This window comes from Devosia pacifica, from assembly GCF_014652635.1.
Classification (GTDB): Bacteria; Pseudomonadota; Alphaproteobacteria; order Rhizobiales; family Devosiaceae; genus Devosia; species Devosia pacifica.
The window spans coordinates 291,333-316,595 of the sequence record NZ_BMZE01000003.1 but is presented as its reverse complement, the minus strand read 5'-3'; the positions used below and the strand labels follow the sequence as shown (position 1 = coordinate 316,595).

The 25,263-nt window shown below is 63.2% G+C and carries 27 protein-coding genes and 1 riboswitch; of the genes, 18 read left to right on the top strand and 9 right to left on the bottom strand.

Features of this window, described 5'->3' with window-relative positions; genetic code table 11:
- Positions 1-35: 35 nt before the first annotated feature.
- The 3 genes from IE127_RS14395 to rsmD all read left to right on the top strand — a co-directional run bounded on the left by IE127_RS14395 (position 36) and on the right by rsmD (position 3,130).
- Positions 36-740 carry a hypothetical protein gene (locus IE127_RS14395; RefSeq protein WP_189426411.1) on the top strand — a complete coding sequence of 235 codons (705 nt, stop codon included), beginning with the start codon at positions 36-38 and terminating at the stop codon, positions 738-740.
- A 98-nt stretch (positions 741-838) separates the two neighbouring features.
- A complete protein-coding gene (locus IE127_RS14390) occupies positions 839-2,566 on the top strand; it encodes a pseudouridine synthase (RefSeq protein WP_189426410.1) in 1,728 nt (575 codons plus the stop codon).
- A 6-nt stretch (positions 2,567-2,572) separates the two neighbouring features.
- Positions 2,573-3,130, top strand: coding sequence for a 16S rRNA (guanine(966)-N(2))-methyltransferase RsmD (gene rsmD, locus IE127_RS14385; RefSeq protein WP_189426409.1), 558 nt, complete (start codon positions 2,573-2,575; stop codon positions 3,128-3,130).
- Here rsmD and IE127_RS14380 read toward each other — a convergent pair.
- From IE127_RS14380 to IE127_RS14370, 3 genes are read right to left on the bottom strand one after another with little or no spacing between them, the layout of a single operon-like run.
- Positions 3,127-3,540 (bottom strand): Fur family transcriptional regulator, encoded by a 414-nt coding sequence (locus tag IE127_RS14380; RefSeq protein WP_189426408.1) that lies wholly within the window; start codon positions 3,538-3,540, stop codon positions 3,127-3,129. The two genes, rsmD and IE127_RS14380, sit on opposite strands and share 4 nt — an antisense overlap.
- Entirely contained in the window at positions 3,524-4,348 is an 825-nt protein-coding gene (locus IE127_RS14375) for a metal ABC transporter permease (RefSeq protein ID WP_189426407.1), read from the bottom strand. Before IE127_RS14375 ends, IE127_RS14380 begins: the two co-directional genes overlap by 17 nt.
- The gene (locus IE127_RS14370) at positions 4,338-5,114 is read right to left on the bottom strand and encodes an ATP-binding cassette domain-containing protein (RefSeq protein ID WP_189426406.1); all 777 of its coding nucleotides are present in this window, start codon (positions 5,112-5,114) and stop codon (positions 4,338-4,340) included. The genes IE127_RS14375 and IE127_RS14370 overlap by 11 nt, the downstream gene beginning before the upstream one ends.
- A 97-nt stretch (positions 5,115-5,211) precedes the next feature.
- Between IE127_RS14370 and IE127_RS14365 the strand changes: the two genes are divergently transcribed.
- Positions 5,212-6,321, top strand: coding sequence for a zinc ABC transporter substrate-binding protein (locus tag IE127_RS14365; protein WP_189426405.1), 1,110 nt, complete (start codon positions 5,212-5,214; stop codon positions 6,319-6,321).
- Between the two features lies 1 nt (position 6,322).
- Here IE127_RS14365 and IE127_RS14360 read toward each other — a convergent pair whose 3' ends face one another.
- Both IE127_RS14360 and IE127_RS14355 read right to left on the bottom strand, forming a co-directional pair.
- A complete protein-coding gene (locus IE127_RS14360) occupies positions 6,323-6,679 on the bottom strand; it encodes a DMT family protein (protein ID WP_189426404.1) in 357 nt (118 codons plus the stop codon).
- Positions 6,680-6,754: 75 nt separating this feature from the next.
- The gene (locus tag IE127_RS14355) at positions 6,755-7,009 is read right to left on the bottom strand and encodes a DUF2164 domain-containing protein (protein ID WP_189426403.1); all 255 of its coding nucleotides are present in this window, start codon (positions 7,007-7,009) and stop codon (positions 6,755-6,757) included.
- Positions 7,010-7,107: 98 nt separating this feature from the next.
- Positions 7,108-7,321: riboswitch (cobalamin riboswitch) on the top strand.
- A gap of 37 nt (positions 7,322-7,358) precedes the next feature.
- Here IE127_RS14355 and IE127_RS14350 point away from each other — a divergent pair.
- The 7 genes from IE127_RS14350 to cobO are packed head-to-tail and all read left to right on the top strand — an operon-like array spanning position 7,359 to position 14,691.
- Positions 7,359-7,556 carry a CbtB domain-containing protein gene (locus tag IE127_RS14350; protein ID WP_189426402.1) on the top strand — a complete coding sequence of 66 codons (198 nt, stop codon included), beginning with the start codon at positions 7,359-7,361 and terminating at the stop codon, positions 7,554-7,556.
- Positions 7,557-7,579: 23 nt separating this feature from the next.
- Positions 7,580-8,353, top strand: a complete 774-nt coding sequence (locus IE127_RS14345; protein WP_189426401.1) for a CbtA family protein — start codon at positions 7,580-7,582, stop codon at positions 8,351-8,353.
- A complete protein-coding gene (gene cobW / locus IE127_RS14340; protein WP_189426400.1) occupies positions 8,350-9,393 on the top strand; it encodes a cobalamin biosynthesis protein CobW in 1,044 nt (347 codons plus the stop codon). The genes IE127_RS14345 and cobW overlap by 4 nt, the downstream gene beginning before the upstream one ends.
- Position 9,394: 1 nt before the next feature.
- Positions 9,395-13,105, top strand: coding sequence for a cobaltochelatase subunit CobN (gene cobN, locus IE127_RS14335; protein ID WP_189426399.1), 3,711 nt, complete (start codon positions 9,395-9,397; stop codon positions 13,103-13,105).
- Positions 13,102-13,458 (top strand): cupin domain-containing protein, encoded by a 357-nt coding sequence (locus IE127_RS14330; RefSeq protein WP_189426398.1) that lies wholly within the window; start codon positions 13,102-13,104, stop codon positions 13,456-13,458. Before cobN ends, IE127_RS14330 begins: the two co-directional genes overlap by 4 nt.
- 28 nt (positions 13,459-13,486) lie before the next feature.
- Positions 13,487-14,053 carry a hypothetical protein gene (locus IE127_RS14325; protein ID WP_189426397.1) on the top strand — a complete coding sequence of 189 codons (567 nt, stop codon included), beginning with the start codon at positions 13,487-13,489 and terminating at the stop codon, positions 14,051-14,053.
- Positions 14,050-14,691: a cob(I)yrinic acid a,c-diamide adenosyltransferase gene (gene cobO, locus IE127_RS14320; RefSeq protein WP_189426396.1), complete on the top strand. Its 642-nt coding sequence runs from the start codon at positions 14,050-14,052 to the stop codon at positions 14,689-14,691. Before IE127_RS14325 ends, cobO begins: the two co-directional genes overlap by 4 nt.
- A 6-nt stretch (positions 14,692-14,697) precedes the next feature.
- Here the strand turns inward: cobO and IE127_RS14315 are convergent, their stop codons facing one another.
- Both IE127_RS14315 and IE127_RS14310 read right to left on the bottom strand, forming a co-directional pair.
- Entirely contained in the window at positions 14,698-15,168 is a 471-nt protein-coding gene (locus IE127_RS14315; RefSeq protein ID WP_189426395.1) for a hypothetical protein, read from the bottom strand.
- Positions 15,169-15,199: 31 nt separating this feature from the next.
- Complete coding sequence (locus tag IE127_RS14310; protein WP_189426394.1) at positions 15,200-16,090, bottom strand: cation diffusion facilitator family transporter; 891 nt, start codon at positions 16,088-16,090, stop codon at positions 15,200-15,202.
- A gap of 239 nt (positions 16,091-16,329) precedes the next feature.
- Here IE127_RS14310 and IE127_RS14305 point away from each other — a divergent pair, with 239 nt between their 5' ends.
- The 7 genes from IE127_RS14305 to cobM all read left to right on the top strand — a co-directional run bounded on the left by IE127_RS14305 (position 16,330) and on the right by cobM (position 23,404).
- Positions 16,330-16,980 carry an HD domain-containing protein gene (locus IE127_RS14305; protein WP_189426393.1) on the top strand — a complete coding sequence of 217 codons (651 nt, stop codon included), beginning with the start codon at positions 16,330-16,332 and terminating at the stop codon, positions 16,978-16,980.
- Positions 16,981-17,144: 164 nt separating this feature from the next.
- A complete protein-coding gene (locus IE127_RS14300) occupies positions 17,145-18,338 on the top strand; it encodes a sirohydrochlorin chelatase (RefSeq protein ID WP_189426392.1) in 1,194 nt (397 codons plus the stop codon).
- Positions 18,339-18,974: a precorrin-8X methylmutase gene (locus IE127_RS14295; protein WP_189426391.1), complete on the top strand. Its 636-nt coding sequence runs from the start codon at positions 18,339-18,341 to the stop codon at positions 18,972-18,974.
- Positions 18,971-20,179 carry a precorrin-6y C5,15-methyltransferase (decarboxylating) subunit CbiE gene (gene cbiE, locus IE127_RS14290; RefSeq protein WP_189426390.1) on the top strand — a complete coding sequence of 403 codons (1,209 nt, stop codon included), beginning with the start codon at positions 18,971-18,973 and terminating at the stop codon, positions 20,177-20,179. The genes IE127_RS14295 and cbiE overlap by 4 nt, the downstream gene beginning before the upstream one ends.
- Positions 20,158-20,889, top strand: coding sequence for a precorrin-2 C(20)-methyltransferase (gene cobI / locus IE127_RS14285; RefSeq protein WP_244640206.1), 732 nt, complete (start codon positions 20,158-20,160; stop codon positions 20,887-20,889). The genes cbiE and cobI overlap by 22 nt, the downstream gene beginning before the upstream one ends.
- Positions 20,886-22,628, top strand: a complete 1,743-nt coding sequence (gene cobJ, locus IE127_RS14280; RefSeq protein WP_189426388.1) for a precorrin-3B C(17)-methyltransferase — start codon at positions 20,886-20,888, stop codon at positions 22,626-22,628. Before cobI ends, cobJ begins: the two co-directional genes overlap by 4 nt.
- Positions 22,625-23,404, top strand: a complete 780-nt coding sequence (gene cobM, locus IE127_RS14275) for a precorrin-4 C(11)-methyltransferase (protein ID WP_189426387.1) — start codon at positions 22,625-22,627, stop codon at positions 23,402-23,404. Before cobJ ends, cobM begins: the two co-directional genes overlap by 4 nt.
- Here the strand turns inward: cobM and IE127_RS14270 are convergent.
- On the bottom strand, positions 23,401-24,123 hold the full coding sequence (locus IE127_RS14270; RefSeq protein WP_189426386.1) for a cobalt-precorrin-6A reductase: 723 nt from the start codon (positions 24,121-24,123) through the stop codon (positions 23,401-23,403). The two genes, cobM and IE127_RS14270, sit on opposite strands and share 4 nt — an antisense overlap.
- Complete coding sequence (locus IE127_RS14265) at positions 24,120-25,196, bottom strand: cobalt-precorrin-5B (C(1))-methyltransferase (RefSeq protein WP_189426786.1); 1,077 nt, start codon at positions 25,194-25,196, stop codon at positions 24,120-24,122. The genes IE127_RS14270 and IE127_RS14265 overlap by 4 nt, the downstream gene beginning before the upstream one ends.
- Between the last annotated feature and the right edge of the window lie 67 nt (positions 25,197-25,263).

Here is a 25,263-nt window from a genome sequence, read left to right as displayed (position 1 = left end):
TTATAAGCACCAAGCCTAATCCAAGAGGACGCTACATGAGGATTGCCAAGCCGGCCGGAATGGCCCCGATCCTGCCTGCAATCGCAGTGTCCGCACGGCGCGCCGGGCATGCCGTGTGCGGCATGTTGCTTGTTGGCGCGCTGGCAGCCTGTACGACCGTCGAAGGAACGAACGCCCTCACCGATGTCGGCACCTTCGAGCGCGAGGTCATGACCTCGACGGCTCAGGGGCTCGGCCTCGTTCCCAAGGGCGATGAGAAGGCCGATCCGCAGCCGCGCGCGCCGCTCGCGCTACCGCGTGACATGCAGTCCCTGCCGCAGCCCAGCCAGTCCGTCGCGCAATCCCTGCCGGAGAATCGCGACACCGCTCAGATCAATACTGCAGGCCTCAGCGAGGCAGATATCCAGAATCTCAGAAATGCCCGCGTGGTCGATCTGCGCTCGTTCTCCGGCCGTCCTCTGACGGAAGAAGAGGCGCGTACGCTCACCGCTCGCATGACCGCTGCCGGCATGAACGTCAGCGCCCAGGGCGAGCGCCCGCTCTATCTGCCGCCCGAGCGCTATTTTACCGTTGTCGGCGGCCGCAACATGGTCTGCCGCACTGCACAGGGTGAACTTGTACCGCTCGATGACAATCGCTGCCCGAGCGAAGTGCGCAATGCCGTGCGCGATGCAGGACCGGGTATTGCCGGCTCCGGCGGTGGCATGCTCGGGACCAATATGATCGGCTCCGGCCTCTAGGCCACTTCGATGGCATAGGGGTGAAGCGGGCAGTACGCCCGCTTGCCCCACAACACAGCTTTGCGCCGCCTGCTGGCTCCGCATGTAAAGGCACTTCAATGACTGATAGCCGTACCGCACCGTCTGCAGGCGACCGCCTCGCAAAGGTGATCGCCCGCTCTGGCCTCTGCTCCCGGCGCGATGCCGAAAACTGGATTCAGGCAGGGCGCGTCTCGGTCAATGGCAAGAAAGTGCTGACGCCGGCTTTCAACGTCACCGAGCGCGACAAGGTTACGGTCGACGGCGCGCCCTTGGCCGCGCGCCAGGGTACGCGGCTATGGCTCTACCACAAGCCTGCTGGTCTCGTGGTGACTGAAAAGGATCCCGAGGGTCGCCAGACGGTCTTCGAAGCCGTGGAAGATCTCGGGCTGCCCCGCGTCCTTAGCGTTGGCCGTCTCGATATCAATACCGAAGGCCTTTTGCTGCTGACCAATGATGGCGGCTTGAAGCGGGTGTTGGAATTGCCCGAGACCGGCTGGTTGCGGCGCTATCGTGTTCGGGCGCACGGCCGGGTCAACCAGGCGGATCTCGACAGCCTCAAGAACGGTATCGATGTTGATGGCATCCGCTATGGCGAGATCGAGGCGACGCTCGAACGTGAGCAGGGCACCAATGTCTGGCTGACGCTGGCCTTGCGCGAAGGCAAGAACCGCGAAGTGCGTAACGTTCTCGAGGCGCTTGGCCTGACGGTCAACCGGCTGATCCGTGTCAGTTACGGGCCATTCCAGCTTGGCGAGATCGCACCGGGCTCCGTCGAAACGGTCAAGGCGCGTGTGCTTCGTGACCAGCTCGGCGCACGGCTTGCCGAAGCCTCTGGCGCCGATTTCGAAAGCGACATGCCTGAGCCAGCCCGGTCGCGGCCACCCGCGCGCGGCGGTGACCGACCAAGCCGTCACGGCGATGACCGTCCAGGCCGGCACGTACCGCACCACAAGACCCGCGGCGATCGCGATGCTTTTGCAGGGCGTCCGGAGACCCGCCGTGGAACCCGGTTCCGCGATGAGGGGGAAACAGCCCCGCCTCGTCGTATCCACTTTGAGGATGGCAGCCAGGGCGAGTTCACCCCCCGGCCTGCGCGCGGCGATAAGGATCGTCCCGCCCGCGGTGGCGATCGTCGACGCGATGGCAAGCCCGCTGAGGCGCGTCCTGACCAGCGTCCAGGTGATGCTCGTCCTCCACGCAAGCCCTACCGGCGCGACAGTGAAGGCGGTGGTCAGGCGGACGGGCGGCAGATGCGCCCCTGGCGCGGCGATCGCATGCGCGATGACGACAATCGCCCCGCGCGTGGCCGCCGTGCGCCGGGCGCAGGTGAAGACGCGCCGCGCCGTCCCCGCTTTAATCAACGCGATGATGCGCCGTCACGAGATCGGCCCGAACGCCCTGACCGCGGCCCGAAACGTGGTCCGCGCGATGACGCACCGCGCAGCTTCAAGCCGCGTACTGGCGACCGCGACGAACGTCGGGGCCGCGGGCCCGGCCAAGTTAAGTCACCGACCGTCCGATCCGAAGACACGCGTGAGCGTCCGCCCGGCAATCGCGGACGCCCCGAAGGCAAGTTCTCTCGTTCAGGTGGCGGCCCGTCCCGCAATGATCGGCCCCAGCGCAGTGATGGCGGCCCGCAGCAGCGCGGTAGCGGTCCCTCGCGTGGCGGTGCTCCGGCGCGCGGCAATGCACCCTCCCGTGGCGGCCCCCCAGGCCGTGGCGGCTCTGGCGGACGCGGCGGTCCGGGCGGACGCTCTGGTCCGCCGAGGAGTGGTGGCGACAAGACACGCGGCCCGCGCCGCTAACTCTTGATGCGCATTGTAGGCGGCCGGTTTCGCGGCAAACAGCTCAAGACACCAAGCGATCAGTCGATTCGCCCCACGGCGGACCGGGTACGAGAGAGCGTCTTCAACATTCTGTCGTCCCGCCTCGGCCCAGCGTTTGACGGGGTGCGGGTGCTGGACCTGTTCGCGGGAACCGGTGCCCTCGGGCTCGAGGCGCTTTCCCGTGGCGCGGCGGCTGCGATTTTCGTCGATACCGGTGCCGAAGCGCGTGGCCTCATTCGCGATCATATTGAAGCGTTCGGCATTGCGGGGATTGCCAAGCTGCTGCGCCGCGATGCCACGTCACTCGGTCCGCGCGGCTCGATCAAGCCGTTCGACTTGATCTTTCTCGATCCGCCCTATGGTCAGGGGTTGGGCGAGAAGGCGCTAACAGGGCTGCTTGAGGGAGATTGGTGCGCACCAGATTGCACCGTCGTTCTCGAAGAAGCGAGTGAAGCCGAGATCGATGCGCCAACAGGGTTTCGTCTCGAAGACCGCAGGCTTTATGGCGCCGCAGCCATCCATCTATTGAGCCGCGAAGCCTAGGCCGCCTCACGGCACAGTGCGCAGCGGCCACGAATTTCCATCGTCGTCTGCTTGATCGAAAAGCCCGTGCGGTCGGCCCATGTGCCAAGCTGAGTCTCGATGACCTCATCGGCGAATTCGTCGACGCGCCCGCAATTCTCGCAGATCGCAAACCCGATCAGCCCCTTGCGGTGGCACTGCGCATCGGCGCAGGCGACGAACGCATTGAGCGACTCGAGGCGGTGCGCCAGCCCCATCGCAACAAGCTTGTCGAGCGCCCGATAGACCTGCAGCGGTGCCCTCAGTCCGGCACCGCGAAGCCGGTCGAGGATGTCGTAGGCACTTAATGGAGAGGGTTGAGCGTTGAGGGTTTCCAGCACCAGAGACTGATTGCGGGTCAGGTCGTGTGCGCCATCATGTGTGTGTGCCATCAAGTCCCTTTCCGCCGACAAGACGTTCAGCCGGCACCAACAAAGATAACACGAAAAGCATCAGGGCAGCGACCACAATGGACGGTCCGGACGCGGTGTCCAAACTTAATGAGCCATAGAGACCACCGATTACCGCGAGGACGCCGAGAGCCGCGGAAATCGCCGCCATCGCCTCGGGTGTGCGGCTCAACCGACGTGCCGTCGCCGCCGGGATAATCAGAAGCGATGTGATCAGCAGCACGCCAACGAGCTTCATAGAGATGGCGATCACCATTGCCATCAACAGCATCAGTACGATGCGGCTCGCTTCGGGGCGCAGACCTTCGGCTTCCGCCAGCTCGGGGCTGACGGTTGCCGCGAGGAGCGGCCGCCAGAACATCACCAGCATGGCGAGAATCCCCACGCCGCCGCCGTAGATAATGAACATGTCGGTGCTCGATACGGCAAGCAGATCACCGAACAGGAATCCCATCAGGTCGATCCGTATATTGGTGAGGAATCCCACCAGTACCAATCCCACTGCAAGCGTTGAATGTGAGAGAATTCCCAGGAGGGCATCGGTCGACAAGCTTGCCTGGCGCTGCAGCAGGATCAGGCTCGCCGCCACAAGCGCTGCTACCCCGAACACGCCAAGTGTCACGTTTATCGACAGCAGGAATGAAAGCGCCACCCCGAGTAGGGCAGAGTGCGCCATGGTATCACCGAAATAGGCCATGCGCCGCCAGACCACGAAGCAGCCGAGAGGGCCAGCCACTGCGGCAAGCCCAATGCCGGCTATCAGCGCACGTGAGAAGAAATCACCGAACATCGGCATCAACCTCCGCGTGCTCGTGATGGTGATGACCATGATCATGAGAGTGGTCGTGCTGGTAGATCGCCAGCGTTTCCGCCGCCCGCGCACCGAACAATTGGCGATATTCCGGGCTTGCCTTCACTGTATCGGGCGTTCCGCGGCAGCAGACATGGCCATTGAGGCACAGCACGGTGTCTGTTTCCGCCATCACCACGTGCAGGTCGTGGCTGATCATCAATATGCCGCAGCCCGTCGTGTCGCGGATCTCGCGGATCAGTTCATAAAGCGCAATTTCACCTGCGAAATCGACCCCCTGGACCGGCTCATCCAGCACCAGCAGGTCTGGCTTCCGTATCATCGCACGGGCGAACAGCACGCGCTGGAACTCGCCGCCGGAGAGATCCTGCACGGCCGCGCGCTTCAGGTGAGCGGCACCCACGGCCCTAAGAGCCGCCTCAACTTCATGCGGTGCAAAGGCCGCAGTCAGCGTTACCAGTCGCTCGACCGTCAGCGGCAGAGTCCAGTCAATGCTGAGCTTCTGCGGCACATAGCCGATCCTGAGACCCGGCTTGCGCCACACCTGCCCACGGCTGGCACGCAGTACGCCGGTCACGACTTTGGCAGTTGTCGACTTGCCCGATCCATTGGGGCCGATCAACGTCACGATCTCACCGCGTGCAATGCTCAGATCGATGCCGCTAACCAACGTTCGACGGCCGCGCGCGACCGCCACGCCGTTCAGCCGCACCAGTTGGTTGGATGCTCCATCGAGTTCGCGCATCTGGATATTCACCTGTCGAAAGCCGTTGACGGCTAGATAAGGGTTATAGCATAACGCCGCAACACCGTAATGTCATAACATAGCAGATAGGGTCTCCATGCAGTTCTCCCGTTCTATCGCTACACTGCTCGCGGCGTCGGCACTCGTCGCCCCGGCATCCGCCGCGCCCAATGTCGTCGCCTCGATCAAGCCGGTGCACGCGCTGGTCTCGCTGGTCATGAATGGTGTGGCAGAGCCCGATCTGCTGCTTGATGGCGCCGCATCGCCCCACACCTACGCGCTCACCCCCTCCGATGCACAGTCGCTCGAGGCAGCGGACGTCGTCTTCTGGACGGGCGAGGGGCTCGAAATGTTCCTCGTCGATGCGCTTGAAACGCTCGCCGGTGACGCGGTTTCGGTAGAGTTGTCGGAAGTCGACGGTATTGCGCTACTGCCGGTGCGCGAGGGCGGCTCGTTCGAGGCGCACCAGCATCACGGTGAGGCGCACGACCATGGCGACCATGCCCACGAGCATGGCGATGATGACCATGATCACGCCGAAGACCATGATCATGCCGAGGATCACCATTACGCAGAAGATCACGATGACCATGCGCACGAGCACGAAGAGCATGACCACGATGAGCATGAACATGAAGAGCATGACCACGCCCATGAACACGAGGGCCACGATCATCAGCACGGCAGCATGGACATGCACGTCTGGCTGGATCCAGACAACGCAGCGGTGATGCTGACCGCGATCGCCGACACATTGGCAGACGTCGACCCGGAAAATGCCGAGACCTATCGCGCCAATGCCGAGGCCGGAACGGCACAGCTCGAACAGCATGAAACTGAACTCGCTGCGCAGCTCGCGCCGGTGGCCGATCGCCCCTTTATCGTCTTTCACGACGCTTATCAGTATTTCGAGCAGCAGTTTGGCCTGACCGTTGCCGGATCGATCACCGTGTCACCCGAGGTGATGCCGGGCGCCCGTCGCATTGGTGAGCTGCGCGATCGGGTGCAGGATCTTGGGGCCACCTGCGTGTTTGCAGAGCCGCAGTTCGAGCCGGCCATTGTCGATGCGATCGTCGAGGGCACTGATGCGCGCACCGGCGTTCTCGACCCCGAAGGCGGCACCCTGACGCCCGGCGCGGACCTCTACAATCAGCTGCTCCAGGGCTTGGCCGGGTCCCTGGTCGAGTGTCTCACACCAACCGAGTGAGTCAGCGAAACGGGCCTTTGAATATGAAGAAGGCCCCGAGCGCGATCAGTGCAAAGCCGACAAGGTGATTAAAGGTGAAGCGTTCGCCGAGAAAGCTCACGGCGAACAGCACGAAAACGCTCAGCGAGATGACTTCCTGGATCGTCTTGAGTTCGAACCCGGAATAGGTGCCGTAGCCGATGCGATTGGCCGGCACCGCCAGCCAGTACTCGACGAGCGCCAGTCCCCAGCTCGCCATCACCGCCACCCACAATGGCGCCATCGGGAACTTGAGGTGTCCGTACCAGGCGATGGTCATGAAGACATTGGACGCGATCAGCAGCGCGATTGGGGCCAATGTTGGAAAGTTCAGTCCCATGCGGTGTCCGGAAGAATCAATGCCCTCAACGGGGCGGCGGCGGATATCACTCCCGCCGCCCTCACCGTGCAAGTGCTATCGAACGAAGGCGGTCTTTTGTTCGAGCCCATAGATGGAATCCGTCAGCGTATCCATCTGCTTCATCAGGATGCCCTGAGAATCGTACAGCCCGCGATTGTAAAAATACGGCCCGATCCGCTCGGCAAAAAAGCGCATCAGCATCTCCGCCGGAATGTCACCGATCGACTGGTCGAGTTCATCACGGAAATAATCCTGGATGTCGGCCACCATCGCCTTGGTCTCCTCGCGTGAAAAGGTGATCGGCTTCATGCGCTGTGCTCCGGTGTTGGTCAGGGTTGCCGGACCGTATTGGATGGTTCGCAGAGTCGCCAGTGCCGCGCAGCGATTGACCGCGACCGAAGACGGTGGCACATCAAGGGCGTGATGGTTCCCCGAGCTTGCAAAGGCAAGGGGATCAAAAGGGAACACGGTGAGGCGTACCCATCAGGGACCAAATCCGTGGCTGCCCCCGCAACTGTAAGCGGTGAGTCGCCTCCATTTGCCACTGGCCTCGGCCGGGAAGGCGGAGACGGCGTCAAAGACACCGCGAGCCAGGAGACCTGCCAGCACGTCGATGGGGTTTTGGCCCCGATACTTCACGCGCACGGAGGGTGTCGCCATGAATACCGATGCAACAACCAATGCTCCGGCCCATGTGGCCATTCATTCCCTTTCCCTGTCGCAGCGCCTGATCGCTGGCGGATTGGCCCTGATGTTGGGCCTTCTGCTGCTGGGCGGTGCTGGCTTTGCCGGCGACTATCGCCTGCACAACGGTGCGCATGACACGCGCCACGCCATGGGGTTTCCCTGCCACTGAGCGGGTGAACAAGGGACACATCAATGTTTCGCAATCTGTTTTTTGCTGCGGTTCTCGCAGCCCTTTGCGCTGGGCTTCTCACGTCGGCCATCCAGCATTTCCGTGTCACCCCGCTGATCCTTCACGCCGAGAGCTTTGAAGGCGCTGGCCATTCGCATGGCGAAGAGGCTGTCGTTCACGAGCATGCCGATGGCACAAGCCACGTGCATGAGGACGCCGCTGCCGCCACAACCGCTGGCCATGATCATGGCGGTGACTGGGCGCCTCAGGATGGTTTCGAGCGCACCGCATACACCGTTCTCGCCAATTTGCTGGTCGCCGCCGGCTTCGCGCTGGTTCTTGGCGCGGTATCGATGCTTGCCGGCCTGCCGATCACCTTCGCAAACGGCCTCGTCTGGGGCGCTGCCGGGTTTGTCGTCTTCTCCCTCGCACCGGCCTATGGCCTGCCGCCAGAGCTTCCCGGCATGCCTGCCGGCGATTTGATGGCGCGCCAGATCTGGTGGATCGCAACCGCCGTGATGACCGGCGCCGCCTTGCTGCTGCTTGCAAAGACCCGTGCCGGCTGGGCGTTTGCTGTCGCTGCTCTGCTGATCATTGCACCGCACGTCATCGGGGCGCCTGCCGCTCCTGAGGAGGCAAGCGCAGTGCCCGCGCATCTCGCCACCGCCTTTGCCGCAAATACGCTGGGCACTGCTGCGGTCTTCTGGGCGGTCCTCGGCCTCGTATTCGGACGGCTCAATGATTTGTTCGCCGACCGCACCGCAACCCAATATGCCGGCAAGGGAGCCCTCGCATGAGCAAGATTCCAACCACGGTGATCACCGGCTTTCTCGGCTCCGGCAAGACCACGCTCGTCCGCCACATGCTGGCGAACGCCAAGGGCAAGCGCATCGCGCTGATCATCAATGAGTTCGGCGATATCGGCGTCGATCGCGACATCCTCGCCGGCTGCGGTGATGAAACCTGCCGCGAGGAGGATATGATCGAGCTGGCCAATGGCTGCATCTGCTGCACCGTGGCCGACGATTTCGTGCCGACGATGAAGGCGTTGCTGGAGCGTGAGGACCGGCCCGATCACATCGTCATCGAAACCTCCGGCCTCGCTCTGCCACAGCCGCTGATCCGCGCGTTCAACTGGCCCGAGATCAAGGCCCACGTCACCATTGATGGCGTCGTCACCGTTGTCGACGCATCGGCGCTCGCCGAAGGTCGCTTCGCCAGCAACGAGGCCGCCGTCGATGCACAGCGTCAGGCCGACGACATGCTCGACCATGAAACCCCGCTCGGCGAGTTGTTCGAAGACCAGCTGGTCGCCGCAGATCTCGTCATCGTCAACAAGGCGGATCTCGTTGGTGTCGAAGATCTCGGCCGCATCGAGAACCGCGTCCGCGCCGAACTGCGCCCCGGCACCGGCGTCGTGCGCGCCGAAAACGGGCAGGTCGATGTCGTAGCACTGCTCGGCCTCGGCATCGGCTCCGAGGACGATCTTGAAGGGCGCGAAAGCCATCACGAACTCGAACACGGCGATGGCACGCATGAGCATGACGATTTCGACTCCTTCTCGATGAGGATCGAGAAGATCGCCGGCAAGGATGCGCTCCTGAAGACCATCGAAGACACCATTCGTACCCACGACGTGCTGCGTCTCAAGGGCTTCGCCGCTGTCGATGGCGCCCCGGCACGGCTTGCCATTCAGGCCGTCGGGCCACGCGTCACGGCGTATTTCGATCGTCCCTGGAAAGACGGCGAGGCACGCGAAACCGCGCTGGTGGTGATTGGGGAATCGCCGCTCGATCGTGCCGCGATCACCGCAAGCCTCGAGCGCGCCGCCGCCTGATATGCACCTGCTTTCGGCACAGGCCGGCGCATTGCAGCAGGAAGGCGAGGCGATCGACCTCGGCCAGGCGCCGGGGCGCATCGTCTTCGCCTCGGCGGCGGATAGCGAGCTGGCAATGCTCGCCGATGCTGCCGACCGCGCTGGGGCGGAGGACCTCCGCCTCGCCAATCTGCTGCGCCTCACGCACAACATGTCGGTCGATCTCTGGCTCGACCAGACCGTGCGCCACGCGCGGCTGGTGGTACTGCGCCTCCTCGGCGGCGCGGCCTATTTCCAGTATGGCGTCGATGAACTGACGACGCTGTGCGCCGACAACGATATCGCTCTGGTGCTGCTGCCCGGCGATGCCAACCCCGATCAGATCCTGATGCAGCGCTCGAGCGTGCCGCCGGAAACCTGGTCGCGCCTTCATGCGCTGTTCACTGCCGGCGGCCCCGAAAACGCCGATGCGCTGCTCGATGCCTTTGGCCGGAGCGCCGATGGCAAGGCACTCGCTGACGACCAACCCAGCGCATTTGCGCGCTTCGGCCACTGGGACCGGCAACAGGGGACGATTGATCCGGAACTGAACAGCTTCTCGCCGGATCCAGCACGTGCCATCGCGCCGATCCTCTTTTACCGCTCGCTTCTCGAAGGCGGCGGCGCGGCGATGCTGCGCCAACTCTGCGAAGCGCTGGTCGATAAGGGCATCGAGCCGCTGCCTCTGGTGATTTCAACGCTCAAGGAATCCGCCTGCGTGCGCTTCGTGCAACGCGCGTTTTCGGCGTTTCCACCTCAGGTCATTCTCAATCTTACCGGCTTCGCCCTCGGTCTTGCCGATCTTGACGACAAGGCCAATCCATTCGCCGGCACCGATGCACCAATCCTGCAATTGCTGCAGAACAACCGGCCCGAAGCGCAATGGCGAGAGGATACGCAGGGCCTCGGGTCGCGCGATCTGGCGATGCAGGTGGTGTTGCCCGAACTCGATGGCCGCATCGGCATGCTGCTGGTCGGTCACAAACGCGAAGGCATCTGGCATGAGCGCACTCAGTGCCCGCTCACCGCCTATGCCCCCGATGCGTCCGGCATCGCCCGTGCTGCAACCCTTGCAGCGAACTGGGTGCGCCTGCGCACTACGGATCGTGCCGGGCGCAAAGTCGGGATGGTGCTCGCCAATTATCCCATTCGCGATGGCCGCCTCGCCAACGGGGTCGGCTACGACGCGCCGCAATCGAGCGTCGAAATCCTCAAGGCGCTGGCCACTGCCGGATATCATCTCGAAAAGACCCCGGATACCGGCAACGCGCTGATCGAGCGCCTGCAAGCCGGCCCCACCAACGCCGCACCAAGCCGCGGCAATAGCCCGGCGCCGCTCTCGCTCGCCCGCTACCAGGCGCTGTTCGCAACGCTGCCCGCACCGATCCGCGAGCAGGTGTCCGCCCGTTGGGGCGCGCCGCAAGACGATCCGTTCGTGCGCGATGGCGCGTTCCAGCTACCCCTGCTGATCCTTGGCAATGTCGCGATCCTGCTGCAGCCGGCACGCGGCTATGATCGTGATGATGCCGCGAGCTACCACGATCCAGACCTCGTGCCGCCGCATGCCTATTGCGCCGCCTATTTGTGGCTGCACCACGAATTCGGCGCCCACGCGCTCATCCACAACGGCAAGCACGGCAATCTCGAATGGCTGCCGGGCAAGGCTACCGCGCTCGATGCAGCGAGCTACCCGGATGCGTTGTGGGGACATCTGCCGCATCTGTATCCGTTCATCGTCAACGATCCGGGCGAGGGCACGCAGGCCAAGCGCCGCACCGGCGCTGTCATCATCGATCATCTGGTGCCGCCGCTCACCCGCGCCGAAATCTACGGGCCGCTCAAGGATCTCGAGGCGATGCTCGACGAGTATTACGCCGCCTCGGGCATGGATCGCCGTCGCCTTGTCGATCTCAAGCGCCGCATCCTCGCTTTCACCCGTGACATTCGGCTCGATCGCGACATTACACTGCCCGACGATGGTGATGCCGCGCTGGTCGAGATCGACAATTTCCTGTGCGAACTCAAGGAAGCGCAGATCCGCGATGGCCTCCACATTTTCGGTCAGTCGCCGACCGGACGGCTGGAGCGCGATCTTGCCCTTGCGATGGTCCGCGTCCCACGCGGCGAGGAGAACGCTGCCGATGCCAGCCTGATCCGCGCTCTCGCCGATGATCTCAAGCTCGGCTTTGATCCGCTGACGGCAATCCTGTCGCGGCAATGGTCGGGCCCCGCGGTCAATGCCACGCCCTGCCGAACCCTTGGCGATGCTGTCGAGGCGCTCGAAGCGCTGGCTGGCGAACTGGTCAGTGGCGAGCGCCTGCCGGATGCCGAGTGGGGTGCAACGCGCGCTGTCCTTGAGACGCTCGAGACCATTGTGCGTCCGCGTCTCGCCGCGTCCGGTCCCAACGAGATCAAAGCTCTCCTCGATGGTCTTGATGGCAGATTCGTCGCCCCCGGTCCGTCCGGCGCACCATCGCGCGGCCGGCTCGATGTCCTGCCGACAGGGCGCAACTTCTATTCGGTCGACAATCGCGCCGTGCCCACCCAGACGGCATGGGAACTGGGCCGCAAATCTGCAGAAAACCTCGTCCTCCGGCACATGCAGGATAACGGCACCTATCTGCGCTCGATCGCGCTGTCGGTCTGGGGCACCGCCAACATGCGCACCGGCGGCGATGATATCGCCCAGGCGCTGGCGCTGATTGGCGCAAAGCCGAAATGGGATCCGAGCTCGCTGCGCGTCTCCGGCTACGAGATCATCCCGATGGCGAAACTCGGCCGCCCGCGCGTCGATGTGACCCTGCGCATTTCCGGGTTTTTCCGCGATGCGTTCCCGGCGCAGATCGCGCTGTTCGACAAGGCTGTCCGTGCTATCGGCGCACTCGATGAACCCGAAGATCAAAACCCCATCGCTGCGCGCATGCGAACCGATGCATTGGGGCTGATGAAGGATGGCCAAAGCGAAGAGCAGGCCGCTCTCGCCGCCGGCCACCGCATCTTCGGCTCAAAGCCTGGCGCCTATGGCGCAGGCCTTCAGGGGCTGATGGATTCCGGCAATTGGTCGACCAAGGGCGATATCGCCGAAGCCTTCCTCAATTGGGGTCAGTACGCCTATGGCGCCCACGCCAGCGGCACCCCGGAGCGCGATCGGCTGAAGGCGCGGCTTGGTGACATTGAGGCTGTTGTCCACAATCAGGATAACCGCGAGCACGATCTGCTCGATTCCGATGATTATTACCAGTTCGAGGGCGGGCTGACGGCCACCGCAGAGGCGTTGACGGGCCGCAAGCCCGCGACCTACCACAACGACCATTCGCGTCCCGAACGCCCGCTCACCCGCACGCTCGATGAGGAAATCTCACGCGTCATGCGGTCCCGTGTCGCCAACCCGAAATGGATCGATGGGGTCAGGCGTCACGGCTACAAGGGCGCCTTCGAAATCATCGCCACGGTCGATTACATGTTCGCCTTCGCCGCCACCACCGGCGCCGTCAAAAGCCACCACTTCGATCTCGCCTTTGAGGCATTCGTCGAAAACGATGACGTGCGTGACTTTCTCGTCGCCAACAACCGCTATGGCTATGACGAACTGCTGGCCAAATTCCGCGATGCGATCACCCGCGGCTTCTGGCAACCGCGCTCCAACTCGGTGCATGCTGTTCTTGATGATGCCAAAACTGGAGGCCCCGAATGAGCCCGACACAAGTCAATCTGTCCGAAAAGCTGGCCCTGTTCTCCGAACATTGGTCGCCGCGCATCGTTGCGGACTTCAACGGTCACGACATCATGCTGGCCAAGCTCAAAGGCGAGTTTCCCTGGCACAAGCATGATGACACCGATGATTTCTTTCTGGTCGTCAAAGGCGAGATCACCATCGAGACTGAAAATGGCAATGTCCCGCTGAAAGAAGGCGAACTGTATGTTGTCCCCAAAGGGGTCCAACACCGCCCGGTCGCCCGCGAAGAGGCGCATGTTCTGTTGATTGAGACCGCTGGTGAACCGAACACCGGCGACGCAGCGACCGCAGCCGAAAAGATCAGGATCTGACAAAGACCAAGGCGGAGGGGAAGGGTGCATGCAATCGACGATCATCTATCTGATCGGCCATTACGGGGTCGGCAAGCTTACGATCGCCAAGGCGATCTGCGCGATGACGGATGCCCGTCTGTTCGACAATCATCTGGTTAACAACGTCGTCTTCTCGCTGATCAGGATGGATGGCAACACAGGGCTCCCGGAAAAAGTCTGGGACTATATTGATGTCATCAAGGATCAGGCGTTTGCTTCAATAGAAACTCTTGCGCCTCCGGACTTCAGCTACGTTCTGACAAACGCACTCATGGATGACGATCCCGGCGATTGGGCGGCCTATGAGAAGGTGCAGGCGCTAGCCGCGCGGACCGGACGGCTGTTCGTGCCGGTATTGCTGAACGCGTCAGATGAAGCGCATGCAGCGCGTATCGACTCCGAAGATCGCCGCGCCCGTCTGAAAGCCACAAATGTCGCGGCAGCGGCAGAGAAGCGCCGAAATAGCAGGCTCATACAAATCGAGCACCCGAACCGTATCGACATTGATACGACACACCTGCCGCCCGAACAGGCGGCCCGGATCATCATTGACCACGCGGAGACCTGTCGATGAGCGAGCGCAGCCCGAAAAAGACCGACACCATGACCGAGGCGGAGCGCGATGCGTATCACGCCGAAAAGATGAAGAAGAAGAAGGCGGCGCGCGACAAGATTCTCGCCACCAAGACCGAAGAGCGCGGGCTGGTGATCGTTCACACCGGCAGGGGCAAGGGCAAGTCGACAGCGGCATTCGGCATGGTGTTTCGCGCCATCGGCCACGGGTTCAACGTCGGCATTGTGCAGTTCGTCAAAGGCAAATGGGGGACAGGCGAGCGCGACGTGCTGGAGAAATTCCCCGAACAGGTGACCATTCGCGCCATGGGCGAGGGCTTCACCTGGGATACGCAGGACCGTCAGCGTGATCTCGCGGCTGCGCGCAGTGCCTGGGACGCCGCAAAGGCAATGATCGCCGACGAGACCTATAAGCTGGTGCTGCTCGACGAACTCAATATCTGCCTGCGCTATGATTACCTGCCGCTCGACGAAGTCGTCGAAACCCTCAGGAACAAGCCGCGCGATACCCACGTCATCGTCACAGGCCGCAACGCCAAGGATGAGTTGATCGAGATCGCTGATCTGGTCACCGAAATGACCGAGATCAAGCATCCATTCCGCGCCGGTGTGAAGGCGCAGGCCGGCATCGAGTTCTAGGCCCGGCTAATCGCAGCGCCGCGTGCTGCGCAACTGGCTGACCAGGCGCTCGAGGGTTGGCCTGACGCGCTCGATTTCGGCTTGCTGGTAGGTGAGCCGGAAACTGGCATAGGCATCGTCGCACAAGGCGATCATGCGCTGGTACAAAATGCGCCCGCCATCGACGCCTGAAAAACTCGCCCACCGCGGCGTCGTCGCCTGATAGGTCAGGTGCCAGCCGCTGCCCGTCGCCGAGCGTTGGCGCTCTGCCACTTCCGCCTCGAACGATTGCAGCAGGTTTCCGCCCCAGACGGTCAGCGTTTCACCGCGTCGACCGGTGAAGACCTGGCCATCGCCATTGGTACTTTCGCCTGCGCCGGAAAACCCCTCAGGAACAGGAATGACATAGCCGAAGCGCTGGTTGGTGTAGCCTTCCTGTCCCGCCACAAGGGCAGGCACGAAAACGGCAAACATCACGGTCAGGACAAAGCGCAGCATTGCCTCAGAATGCGCCCGGGGCGTCGTCCAGTCAAACCACCACAATGCCCGAATGCTTGGCTTTTTCTTCTGGCTCGACATGGATGGTGATTGTCACCTCTTCCACGGCCTCGCGCAGCTTCGCCTCGATCCGGTCGCAGATTTCGTGCGCAGCCCCAACGCTCATCGCACCCGGCACCACAAGGTGGAAGTCGATGAAGGTCATCTTGCCGGCCTGGCGTGTGCGGATGTCGTGCGCCTCGATGGCGCCATCGGCATTGCTCGAGATCGTTTCGCGGATCCTGGTCTGCTGCTCCGGAGACACAGCCGCATCCATCAGCCCGCCGACGCTCTCGCGGATCACACCCCAGCCCGACCAGATGATGTTCAGCGCCACAAGCGCCGCCAACACCGAATCCAGAACCGCCCATCCGGTGAGATAGACCAGCACCAGCCCGGCAATGACGCCAACGGTCGAGACGACATCGGTCATCAGGTGCTTGCCGTCGGCCTCGAGCGCCGGCGAAAGGGCCTTCCGGCCATGCCGGATGAGAACGCGCGCCCACACGAAGTTGAGCACCGTCGCGCCGCCGCCAATGGCCAGGCCCAAGACCGGTGCCTCGGGCAGCTGCGGATTCAGTATCCCCTCCCAGGCTTCGCGCGCAATCAATGCGGCCGCGACGATGATCAGGACGCCCACCAGCACGGCCGAAAAGTACTCGGCCTTGTGGTATCCATAGGGCAGGGTGGAGTCAGCCGGCTTTTGCGCGATGCTGACCGCCGTCAGCGAGGCGATCGCCGTCATCACGTTGACGATCGATTCGAGCGCATCCGAAAACAGTGCTACCGACCCGGTGACCCGCCAGGCGAGCACTTTCGTTGCCAGCACAACCACCGCCACCAATACGCTGGCAGCGGAAATCCAGACGGTGCGTCTGTCCATGATCGGCCTCTGTCGGCTTTGGCGGGGAGCGGTGAAGCGGCGGCATATCCCGGACGCCATACCGACGCAACCCATTGTTTTCGCCAATGATTTGCAAGTGCATTCGCATCAGCGCGAGCGCTCTGCAAGCCATTGATCGATAGGCCGCTTTTCAATTTCTGCCCGAAGTTCTCGCAGAAAATTCGTGCACCGGTCGGGCGCCAAATGACATGGTGCGGTTCAACGAGAAAGGGCCTTCGATGATTCCCCAGACCACGCGCGACGAGTTGTTCGACCTCATTGGCTCGCTAACCTCTGACCGGCTATCCGCACAGCTTCGCTTCGTCGTCGAAATCGACCGCCTGAAAACCATCCTCCGCCGCACCCCGATTATCGATCTCTCGCGACGCGAAAACGATGCCGAACACTCCTGGCATCTGGCGATGATGGCAATGCTGCTGCGCGAGTTCGCGTCACCGGGCGTCGACGTCGACAAGGCGTTGCGCATGCTGTTGGTCCACGACATCGTCGAAATCGATGCCGGCGATACCTTCCTTTATGACGAGACCGGCCAAGAGGATCAGGATGAGCGCGAACAGCGCGCCGCCGATCGCCTGTTCGGCATGCTGCCCGCCGAGCAGGGCACGGACCTGCGCGCCCTCTGGGATGAGTTCGAGGCGCATGAGAGCGAAACCGCGCGCTTTGCCCGCACCATGGATCGCCTGCAGCCCTTCTTGCACAACATCTTTACCGGCGGTGCGATGTGGCGCGAGCACGGGGTGAATGCCGCCCAGGTGCGCAAGCGCATGGCGGTCATCGCTGATGGCTCAAGCCAGCTGCATCAGCTGGTCTTGGGGCTTCTCGATGAGGCGGTGCGCCGCGAGTTCCTGCCGGCCGGGCCCGCCGCCTGAGCTTCGTTGACCCGGCCCGGCGAACGCCGTACAAGCCGGCCATTGCGCAGCGTTCCTTGAGGAACTGAAACAGAGCCCGGTGCGGTCGACCCAAATCGGGGACCAGATCCGGGGCTGCAACGGTTTTCGCGAACCTGCCTCCTGTTTGAAGACACGAGGCGTTTATGTCCGATCTGATTCTACCCCCCGATACCGGCGTCATGCTGTGCGGCCATGGCAGCCGCAACATCCGCGCCGTCGATGAATTTTCGGTCCTCGCCGGCCGGCTCAAGGAGCGCCTGCCGGACGTGCCGGTGGAATACGGCTATCTCGAATTTGCCAATCCGGTGATCCACCAGGGCCTCGACAAGCTGCGCGCCGAAGGCGTCAAGCGCGTGCTCGCCGTGCCGGGCATGCTGTTCGCCGCCGGCCACGCCAAGAACGATATCCCGTCCGTCCTCAATACCTATGCCGCAGCGCATGAGGGGTTTGAGGTGATCTATGGCCGCGAACTCGGTGTCGATCTGAAGATGCTGCGCGCCGCGGGCGATCGTGTCGAACAGGGGCTCGCCGCCGCTGGCGGTGACATCCCGCGCGCTGAAACCCTGCTGGTGGTCGTTGGCCGTGGCGCCTCCGATCCCGATGCCAATTCCAACGTTGCCAAGGTCATGCGCATGCTGTGGGAAGGCATGGGCTTCGGCTGGGGCGAAGTCGCCTATTCCGGCGTCACCTTCCCCCTCGTCGCCCCGGCGCTCGAACACGCGGTCAAGCTCGGCTACCGCCGGGTTGTGGTGTTCCCGTATTTCATGTTCACCGGCGTTCTGGTGAACCGCATTTATGATGCGGTGACCGATGCCGCAGCGCGCCATCCGAGCATCGAATTCGTCAAGGCGCCGTACCTCAACGACCATGATCTGGTCATAGAAACCTTCGTCGATCGCATCCGCGAAACGCTTGTCGGCCAAAACCTGATGAACTGCTCGATGTGCAAATACCGAGAGCAGGTTCTCGGCTTTGAGGCCGAAGTCGGGATGGCCCAGGAAAGTCACCACCATCATGTCGAGGGGATTGGTGGCGGGCTCGAAAACTGCCCATGCGGCGGCGATTGCGATGCGTCGTGTCGCGACGAGGAATTCTGCCGCATCCACGGCCTGCCGTTCACCCCGCTGCACACCCACGCGCATGACGACGCGGATCATCATCACGACCACGATCATGAGCATCATCATCACCATGATCACGACCACCCGCATGAACATGATCACGACCATGCGCACGATCATCACCATCATCCATATCCGCATGCCGACCACCCGCTGGGGCCAGTGACGCTACCCGCGGTCCCCGGTCGTCTGGCGCGTAGCCTGCGGAAGCGCTAGATGGATTATCTGCGCGACCCTGAAGCGATCTATCGGCGCTCCTTCGAAATCGTTGGGGCGGAGGCCGATCTTGCGCGCTTCTCGCTGTTCGATGCGACGGTTGCGGCGCGCATGATTCATGCCTGCGGCATGGTCGAGATCGCTGATCGGATGATCTTTTCGCGCAACGCCACGGAGGGTGGCGTCGCCGCGCTTCAGGCGGGTGCGACGATCCTTTGCGATGCGGAAATGGTCGCATCGGGGATCACCCGAAAGCATCTGCCGGCAGACAATCCGGTGGTTTGCACCTTGAATGATCCACAAACGGCTGACCACGCAAATGCAATCGGCAACACGCGCTCTGCTGCTGCTGTCGATCTCTGGGGCGACCGGATGGAGGGGGCCGTCGTCGCCATCGGCAACGCCCCAACCGCATTGTTCCGGCTTCTCGAGTTGCTGGAGGAGGGGGCACCGCGCCCCGCCTTGATCCTCGGCCTGCCGGTCGGCTTCGTCGGTGCCGGAGAATCGAAAAGCGAACTCATCGCTGAAACCTTCGACGTTCCCTACATCACGCTGGTTGGCCGCCTCGGTGGCAGCGCAATCACATCGGCTGCGGTGAACGCCATTGCCATGCTGGCAAAGGGCGAGTCGCGATGAGCGTCTGGCTCGATATCATCGGCGTGCCGGAATCTGGCGTTGACGGAATAGATACAGGCGCCAAAGCCCTGATTGAGAAGGCCGGCACCGTCATTGGCGTCAAACGCCGCCTCGATGGAGTTCCAAAGCGCGACGGCCAGACACGCGTCGAGTGGGACGGTGCGCTCGAAGAAATGGTCCAAAAGATCCTCGAAAGCCGCCAGACCCCGACGGTCTTGCTGGCCTCGGGCGATCCCAACTGGTTCGGCATCGGCGCGACCCTGTCTCGGCGTATGCCGACGGAACAGTTTCGCATGCACCCGTGCCCATCCTCGTTCCAGCTTGCGGCCGCACGGCTGCATTGGCCGATGCAGCATCTGGCGATGGTTTCGCTGCATGGCCGTCCGGTCGAAAGGCTGCACCCGCACGTTCTGCCCGGCAATCGCGTCCTGGCGCTCACATCGGACCGGCTGACGGCTCAAGCTGTCGCCGACCTGCTGGTCGATCGCGGCTATGGCGACACAATGATGGTCACCCTCGAAAACCTCGGCAGCACCGATGAGCGCATCTGCCGTCAGGACGCCGAAGGCTACGAGCCGGGCGATCTTTCGGATTTTTATGTTCTCGCGCTCGATTGCGCATCCGCCGACTCGGCAGCGCTCCTGCCGCCGCTGCCAGGTCTGCCTGACGACGCGTTCGTCTCTGATGGGCAGCTGACAAAGCGCGAAGTGCGCGCCGCAAGCGTTGCCAAGCTCGCGCCCTATCCCGGAGCTTTGCTATGGGATGTCGGGGCCGGCTGCGGTTCGGTTGCAATCGAATGGATGCGCGCCGCGCGCGATGCCCGTTCCATTGCATTCGAGCGCCATCCGGAGCGTCTCGAAATGATCCGCGCCAACGCCTTGGCGCTCGGCGCGCCTGCTCTCGAGATTGTCGCTGGCGACGCACCGGAAACGCTCGCTGACCGGGCTGAACCGGATGCGATCTTTCTCGGTGGCGATGTTGGCAATGATCTGGTGTTCGAGGCCGCTTGGGCCGCCTTGCGTCCCGGTGGCCGGCTCGTCGCCAATGCCGTCACCATCGATGGCGAACAGGCGGTGATGGAGCGTCAGGCGCGCCTTGGCGGCCATATCGCGCGTATCGCCGTCTCAAGCCTTGATCATGTCGGCACGCACCGGGTGATGAAGCCGAAAATGGCCGTAACCCAATGGCTGGTCATCAAGCCATGACGGGAACTCTGCATTTAATTGGCGTCGGCCCCGGTGATCCGGAGTTGCTGACGCTGAAAGCCGCGAGGCTGTTGGGAACGGCCCCGGTCGTTGCCTATCCGGCGACGGTCGAGGATCAGGCGCTGGCCCTCGAAATCGCCAGCCCGCACCTCAACCCCGATGCCGAGCGCATGCCGATTACCATCCCGATGCGGGTCGATCGCGCACCGGCAAAGGCCGCCTACGATCGTGCCGCAGCGGCCATGCTGACGCGCCTCAATGCCGGTGACGACATAGCCTATCTGTGTGAAGGCGATCCGCTGTTTTATGGCTCGGCAATGTACCTCGTTGATCGCATCGCGTCGCACGCCCCAATCGAGATTGTCCCCGGCGTCAGTTCGCTGACTGCCGCCGCAGCGTCCATCCGGCGACCAATCGCGGCGCGCAATGAGGTCCTCAAGGTTCTGCCGGCGCCGCTGCCGGATGAAACGCTACGCGAAGAGCTCGCGAATGCGCCTGCCGCAGCGATTATCAAGGTCGGACGCCACTTCGACAGGGTCAGGGCCCTGTTGATGGAAACCGGCCACGCCGGCAATGCCGTCGTCGTCGAACACGCCAGCTCTGGCCGTGAGCGCATCTCGCCACTCTCGGCCTTCCGCCATGACGAGCGGCCGTATTTCTCGATCATCCTTTGCTATCGTGGTCATGAACCCTGGGGGCGCACGCCTTGAAGCCACTGGTTCTGACATTTGCCGCAACCGGGGAGGCGACGGCAGCGCGCATCGTCGAGGCGCTTGGTGCCGAACAGGTGCCCGGCAGCGCCGAGGCGGTGCGCCTCGCATTCACTCAAGGCCGTCCCATCATCGGCGTTTGCGCCGCCGGCATTCTGATCCGGGTGCTCGCGCCCTTGCTTGGCGACAAGCACATTGAACCGCCCGTCATTGCAGTCAGCCAGAATGGTGCCCACGCCGTGCCGCTTCTAGGCGGTCACCATGGGGCCAACCGCCTGGCACGCGAAATCGCAGAAGCCCTGGGCGGCAGCGCTGCCCTCACCACCGCGTCCGACGAACGCTTCGCGCATGCCCTAGACGATCTGCCGGACGGCTATCGTCTAGAGGACCGGAGTGCGGCCAAACACGTGATGGCCCGTGTTCTGTCGGGCGAAGCGCTTCAAGTTGCGGGTGATGCCACATTGCTTGCCGACGCGGGATATCCGATCGATCCGCAGTCTTCGCTCACCGTCGCAATCGGCCCGGAAACCAGCCTTGTCGCAGACCTGGTCATCAGGCCGCGCACTCTGGTTGCCGGTGTCGGCTGTGAGCGCGGCACCGATGCCGCCGAAGTCATCGGCTTGCTCGAAGCAACGCTTGCAGAGGCCGGTCTTTCAAAGATGGCGCTGGCCGCCATCGGCAGCATTGATGTCAAGGCAGACGAAACTGCGCTGCATCGTGCAGCCGCGCATTTCGGCGTGCCTTTCCGCGTATTCTCCCCCGAAGCCCTCGCAGCGGAAAGCCATCGCCTGCTCAATCCGTCGAGCATCGTCGCGGCGGAAGTTGGCACACCCGGCGTTGCAGAAGCCGTGGCCTGCAAGGCTGGGGATATGCGCGTTCCCAAACACAAATCGCGCCGCGCCACCTGCGCCGTCGGTGAGGCGTCAGCGCCTATCGACGCCGCAAAATTCGGGCGCGCCGTCGGTGTGGTGCACATCGTTGGTCTCGGGCCCGGTGATCCGCAACAGCGAAGCGCCGATGCGAGCGCCGTGCTGCTGCAAGCCGAGGATTGGGTGGGCTACGGCCTATACCTCGATCTGGCTAGTGACCTCGAAAATGGCCAGCACCAGCACCGGTTCGACTTGGGCGATGAAGAGGTGCGGGTGCGCCACGCACTTGAGCTGGCAGGCGAGGGGCGCCGCGTTGCGCTGATTTGCTCCGGCGACGCGCAGATCTACGCCATGGCGACGCTTGTCTATGAATTGCTCGATGCCGAAGGCGAGCGCGCGGTCTCCGAAAGCGCGCGGCGCGTAATAGTCGAAAGCCATCCGGGAATCTCAGCCATGCAGGCTGCATCCGCTGCCGCCGGCGCCATCCTTGGGCATGATTTCTGCGCCATCTCGCTGTCGGATCTGCTGACCCCGCGAGAAGCGATCCTGTCACGCCTTGAGGCCGCCGCCGAGGCGGATTTCGTCACCGCGTTTTACAACCCGCGCTCGCGCCGCCGCCTTGATCTGATCGAAAAGGCCAAGGCGATCTTTCTTGAGCATCGCCCCGGCACTACGCCTGTGGTCATCGGCACCAATGTGGGAAGACCCGAAGAACATGTCCGGGTGACGACGCTTGCAGCGTTCGATCCGACCGAAATCGATATGCTGACGGTTGTGCTGTTCGGCGCCAGCACCACCAGAACACTCACGCGCGGTGATGGGCGTACGCTTGCCTTCACACCGCGCGGCTACGAGCGAAAGCACTCATGACAGTCTATTTCATTGGCGCCGGTCCGGGCGCCGCAGACCTCATCACCGTACGCGGCCTCAGGCTGATCGAACGCTGTCCGGTATGCCTTTATGCAGGCTCGCTCGTGCCCGAAGAGATCGTGGCGTCCGCGCCTAAGGATGGCATCGTCAAGGACACCGCGCCGATGCATCTCGATGAGATAATCGCTGATATGGCCGAAGCCGATGCGCGCGGCGAAGACGTGGCGCGGGTGCATTCAGGCGATCCATCGCTTTATGGCGCGGTCGCCGAACAGATGCGCCGCCTCGATGCGCTCGGGATCGACTATCAGGTTGTGCCCGGCGTGCCGGCTTTCGCCGGGGCCGCCGCGGCATTGGCCACCGAGTTGACCCTGCCGGAAATCGCGCAGACCGTGATCCTGACGCGCACATCGGGCAAGGCCAGCGCCATGCCGGACGGCGAGCGCCTCGAACAGCTCGGCGCATCGAAAGCAACACTGGCTATCCACTTGTCCATCCGCAACCTCGCCTATGTCGAGGAAGCGCTAACGCCGCATTACGGCGCCGACTGCCCGGCGATCGTTGTCTATCGCGCCACCTGGCCGGACGAGAAGATCATCATCACGACGCTGTCGGAACTGAAGGCGCGGGTGCGGGCCGAAAAGATCACACGCACCGCTTTGGTGTTCGTTGGTCATGTCTTTGGCGAAACCCGTTTCAACGATTCGCGCCTTTACGCGCCGGATTACGCGCATATCCTGCGCAATGCCGGCAAGAAGCGCAGCCGCTCCGCCTAGCGGCCCATCCAGGCGAGAACCGCCGCGACATCCTCCACCTCGTCGGCGGCGGCAAGTACGGGGCGCTCGATCATCACCACCTCAACACCCAGATCGCGCGCCGCCACCAGCTTTTGCGCCGTCTGCCGGCCACCGGCATTCTTCGTCACCAGATGCGTCGCCCCAAGGCGCTGCAACAAGGCGCATTCGCTTTCATAAGCGTGCGGCGGTCGCGACAGCAGCACCTTCATGTGCTCCGGCGGTGAGACATCCGACGGCTCGATCAGGCGCGCCGTAAATGAGCAGTCAGAGCGCTCGGCAAACTGCTCGAGCCCGCGGTGCCCGGTTGTTAACAAGACGTTAGCATTAGCTGGCAGCATGTGTGACGCTTCAGCGATATCGGCGACCCGCACCCACGCATCGCCATCAGCCGGCTCCCAGCATGGTCGCACCAGCCGCACTAGCGCAATTCCGCAAAGCTCGGCCGCCGCAACGGCATTGCCGGAGATCTGCGCCGCATAAGGATGCGTTGCATCCACCAGCCGCTCAAAACCTTCGGATTTCAGATAGTTAGAAAGCCCTTCAGCCCCGCCAAATGCCCCGATATGCACCGCTCCTGCGAGCGCATCGATGGCGCTGGTCCGCCCCGCAAGCGCCGTCGTCGGCTGATGCCCGGCCCCGCTGAGCGCCGAGGCGAGGGCGCGGGCTTCCCCGGTCCCACCGAGGATCAGAACCTTCACAGCCCAGCCTCGCCAACAATCGCACCACGTCGGTCAACCACCAGAATGCTTACCGCCGCGCCGCCCCTCAGGACATGCTGGGCCGTCTTGCGCGCCGCTTCAGCCACAAGGTTTCCCAGCGGGATGCCGGCGTCGCGGGCGTGTTGCAGCGCCTCGTTGGCGGTGTTTGCCGCACGGGTCACAGTGGCCAGCTCATCGCCGCCCCCCGCCGCCAGAACCATCTGCGCCAACGTCTCGAGGTCGACCGTACCGCGCGCTGAATGGAGGTCCAATGCCCCTTGCGCCAGCTTGCTGATCTTGGCGAAACCGCCTGCAATCGTCACGGTCTCGACAGGGTGTTGGCGGAGATATTTCAGCATCCCGCCAACGAAATCGCCCATGTCGAGATAAGCTTCTTCTCGAAGGCCAAGCCTTGCGCGCGCAGCCTGTTCAGATCGATCGCCGGTCGAGCCGACGACATGGCTCAGCCCCATCGCCCGCGCCACGTCGATTCCGCGATGAATGGAATGAATCCACGCCGAACAGGAATACGGAACGACGATACCCGTCGTGCCGAGAATGGACAGCCCACCGACGATACCGAGCCGCGGGTTCCAGGTTTTTTCCGCAAGCCTTGCGCCGTCACGAACCCCTATGGTGATCGAAAAGTCGGGCGATACGCCGAACGTTTCGGCACTCTCCAGCGCGACCTGCTGCATCATGCTACGCGGCACCGGATTGATCGCTGGTTCGCCCACATCGATCGGCAGCCCCGGTCGCGTCACCATCCCGACGCCGTCGCCGGCATGAAACACGATCCCGCTCCCCGGTTCGCCGCGCGCGACACGTGCACTAACCAGCGCGCCGTGCGTGACGTCCGGGTCATCCCCGGCATCCTTGATGATTCCCGCCAAGGCCCAGTCAGGGCCCCGGTCCTCGTGTGCCAGCGCAAACGCGGGTGTTTCGCCCTTTGGCAGAGTGATCGTCACCGGGTCGATGAAGTCGGCGCCGAGCAGCGCGTAGAGCGCCGACTTCGTCGCCGCCGTCGCACAGGCGCCTGTTGTCCAGCCGCGCCGCAACGCCTTTCCTGTCATCTGCTGCGCATCGCCGGTTTCACTCATCGTCAGGACGTATATAAGCTCCGTCGCAATGGGGAAACGC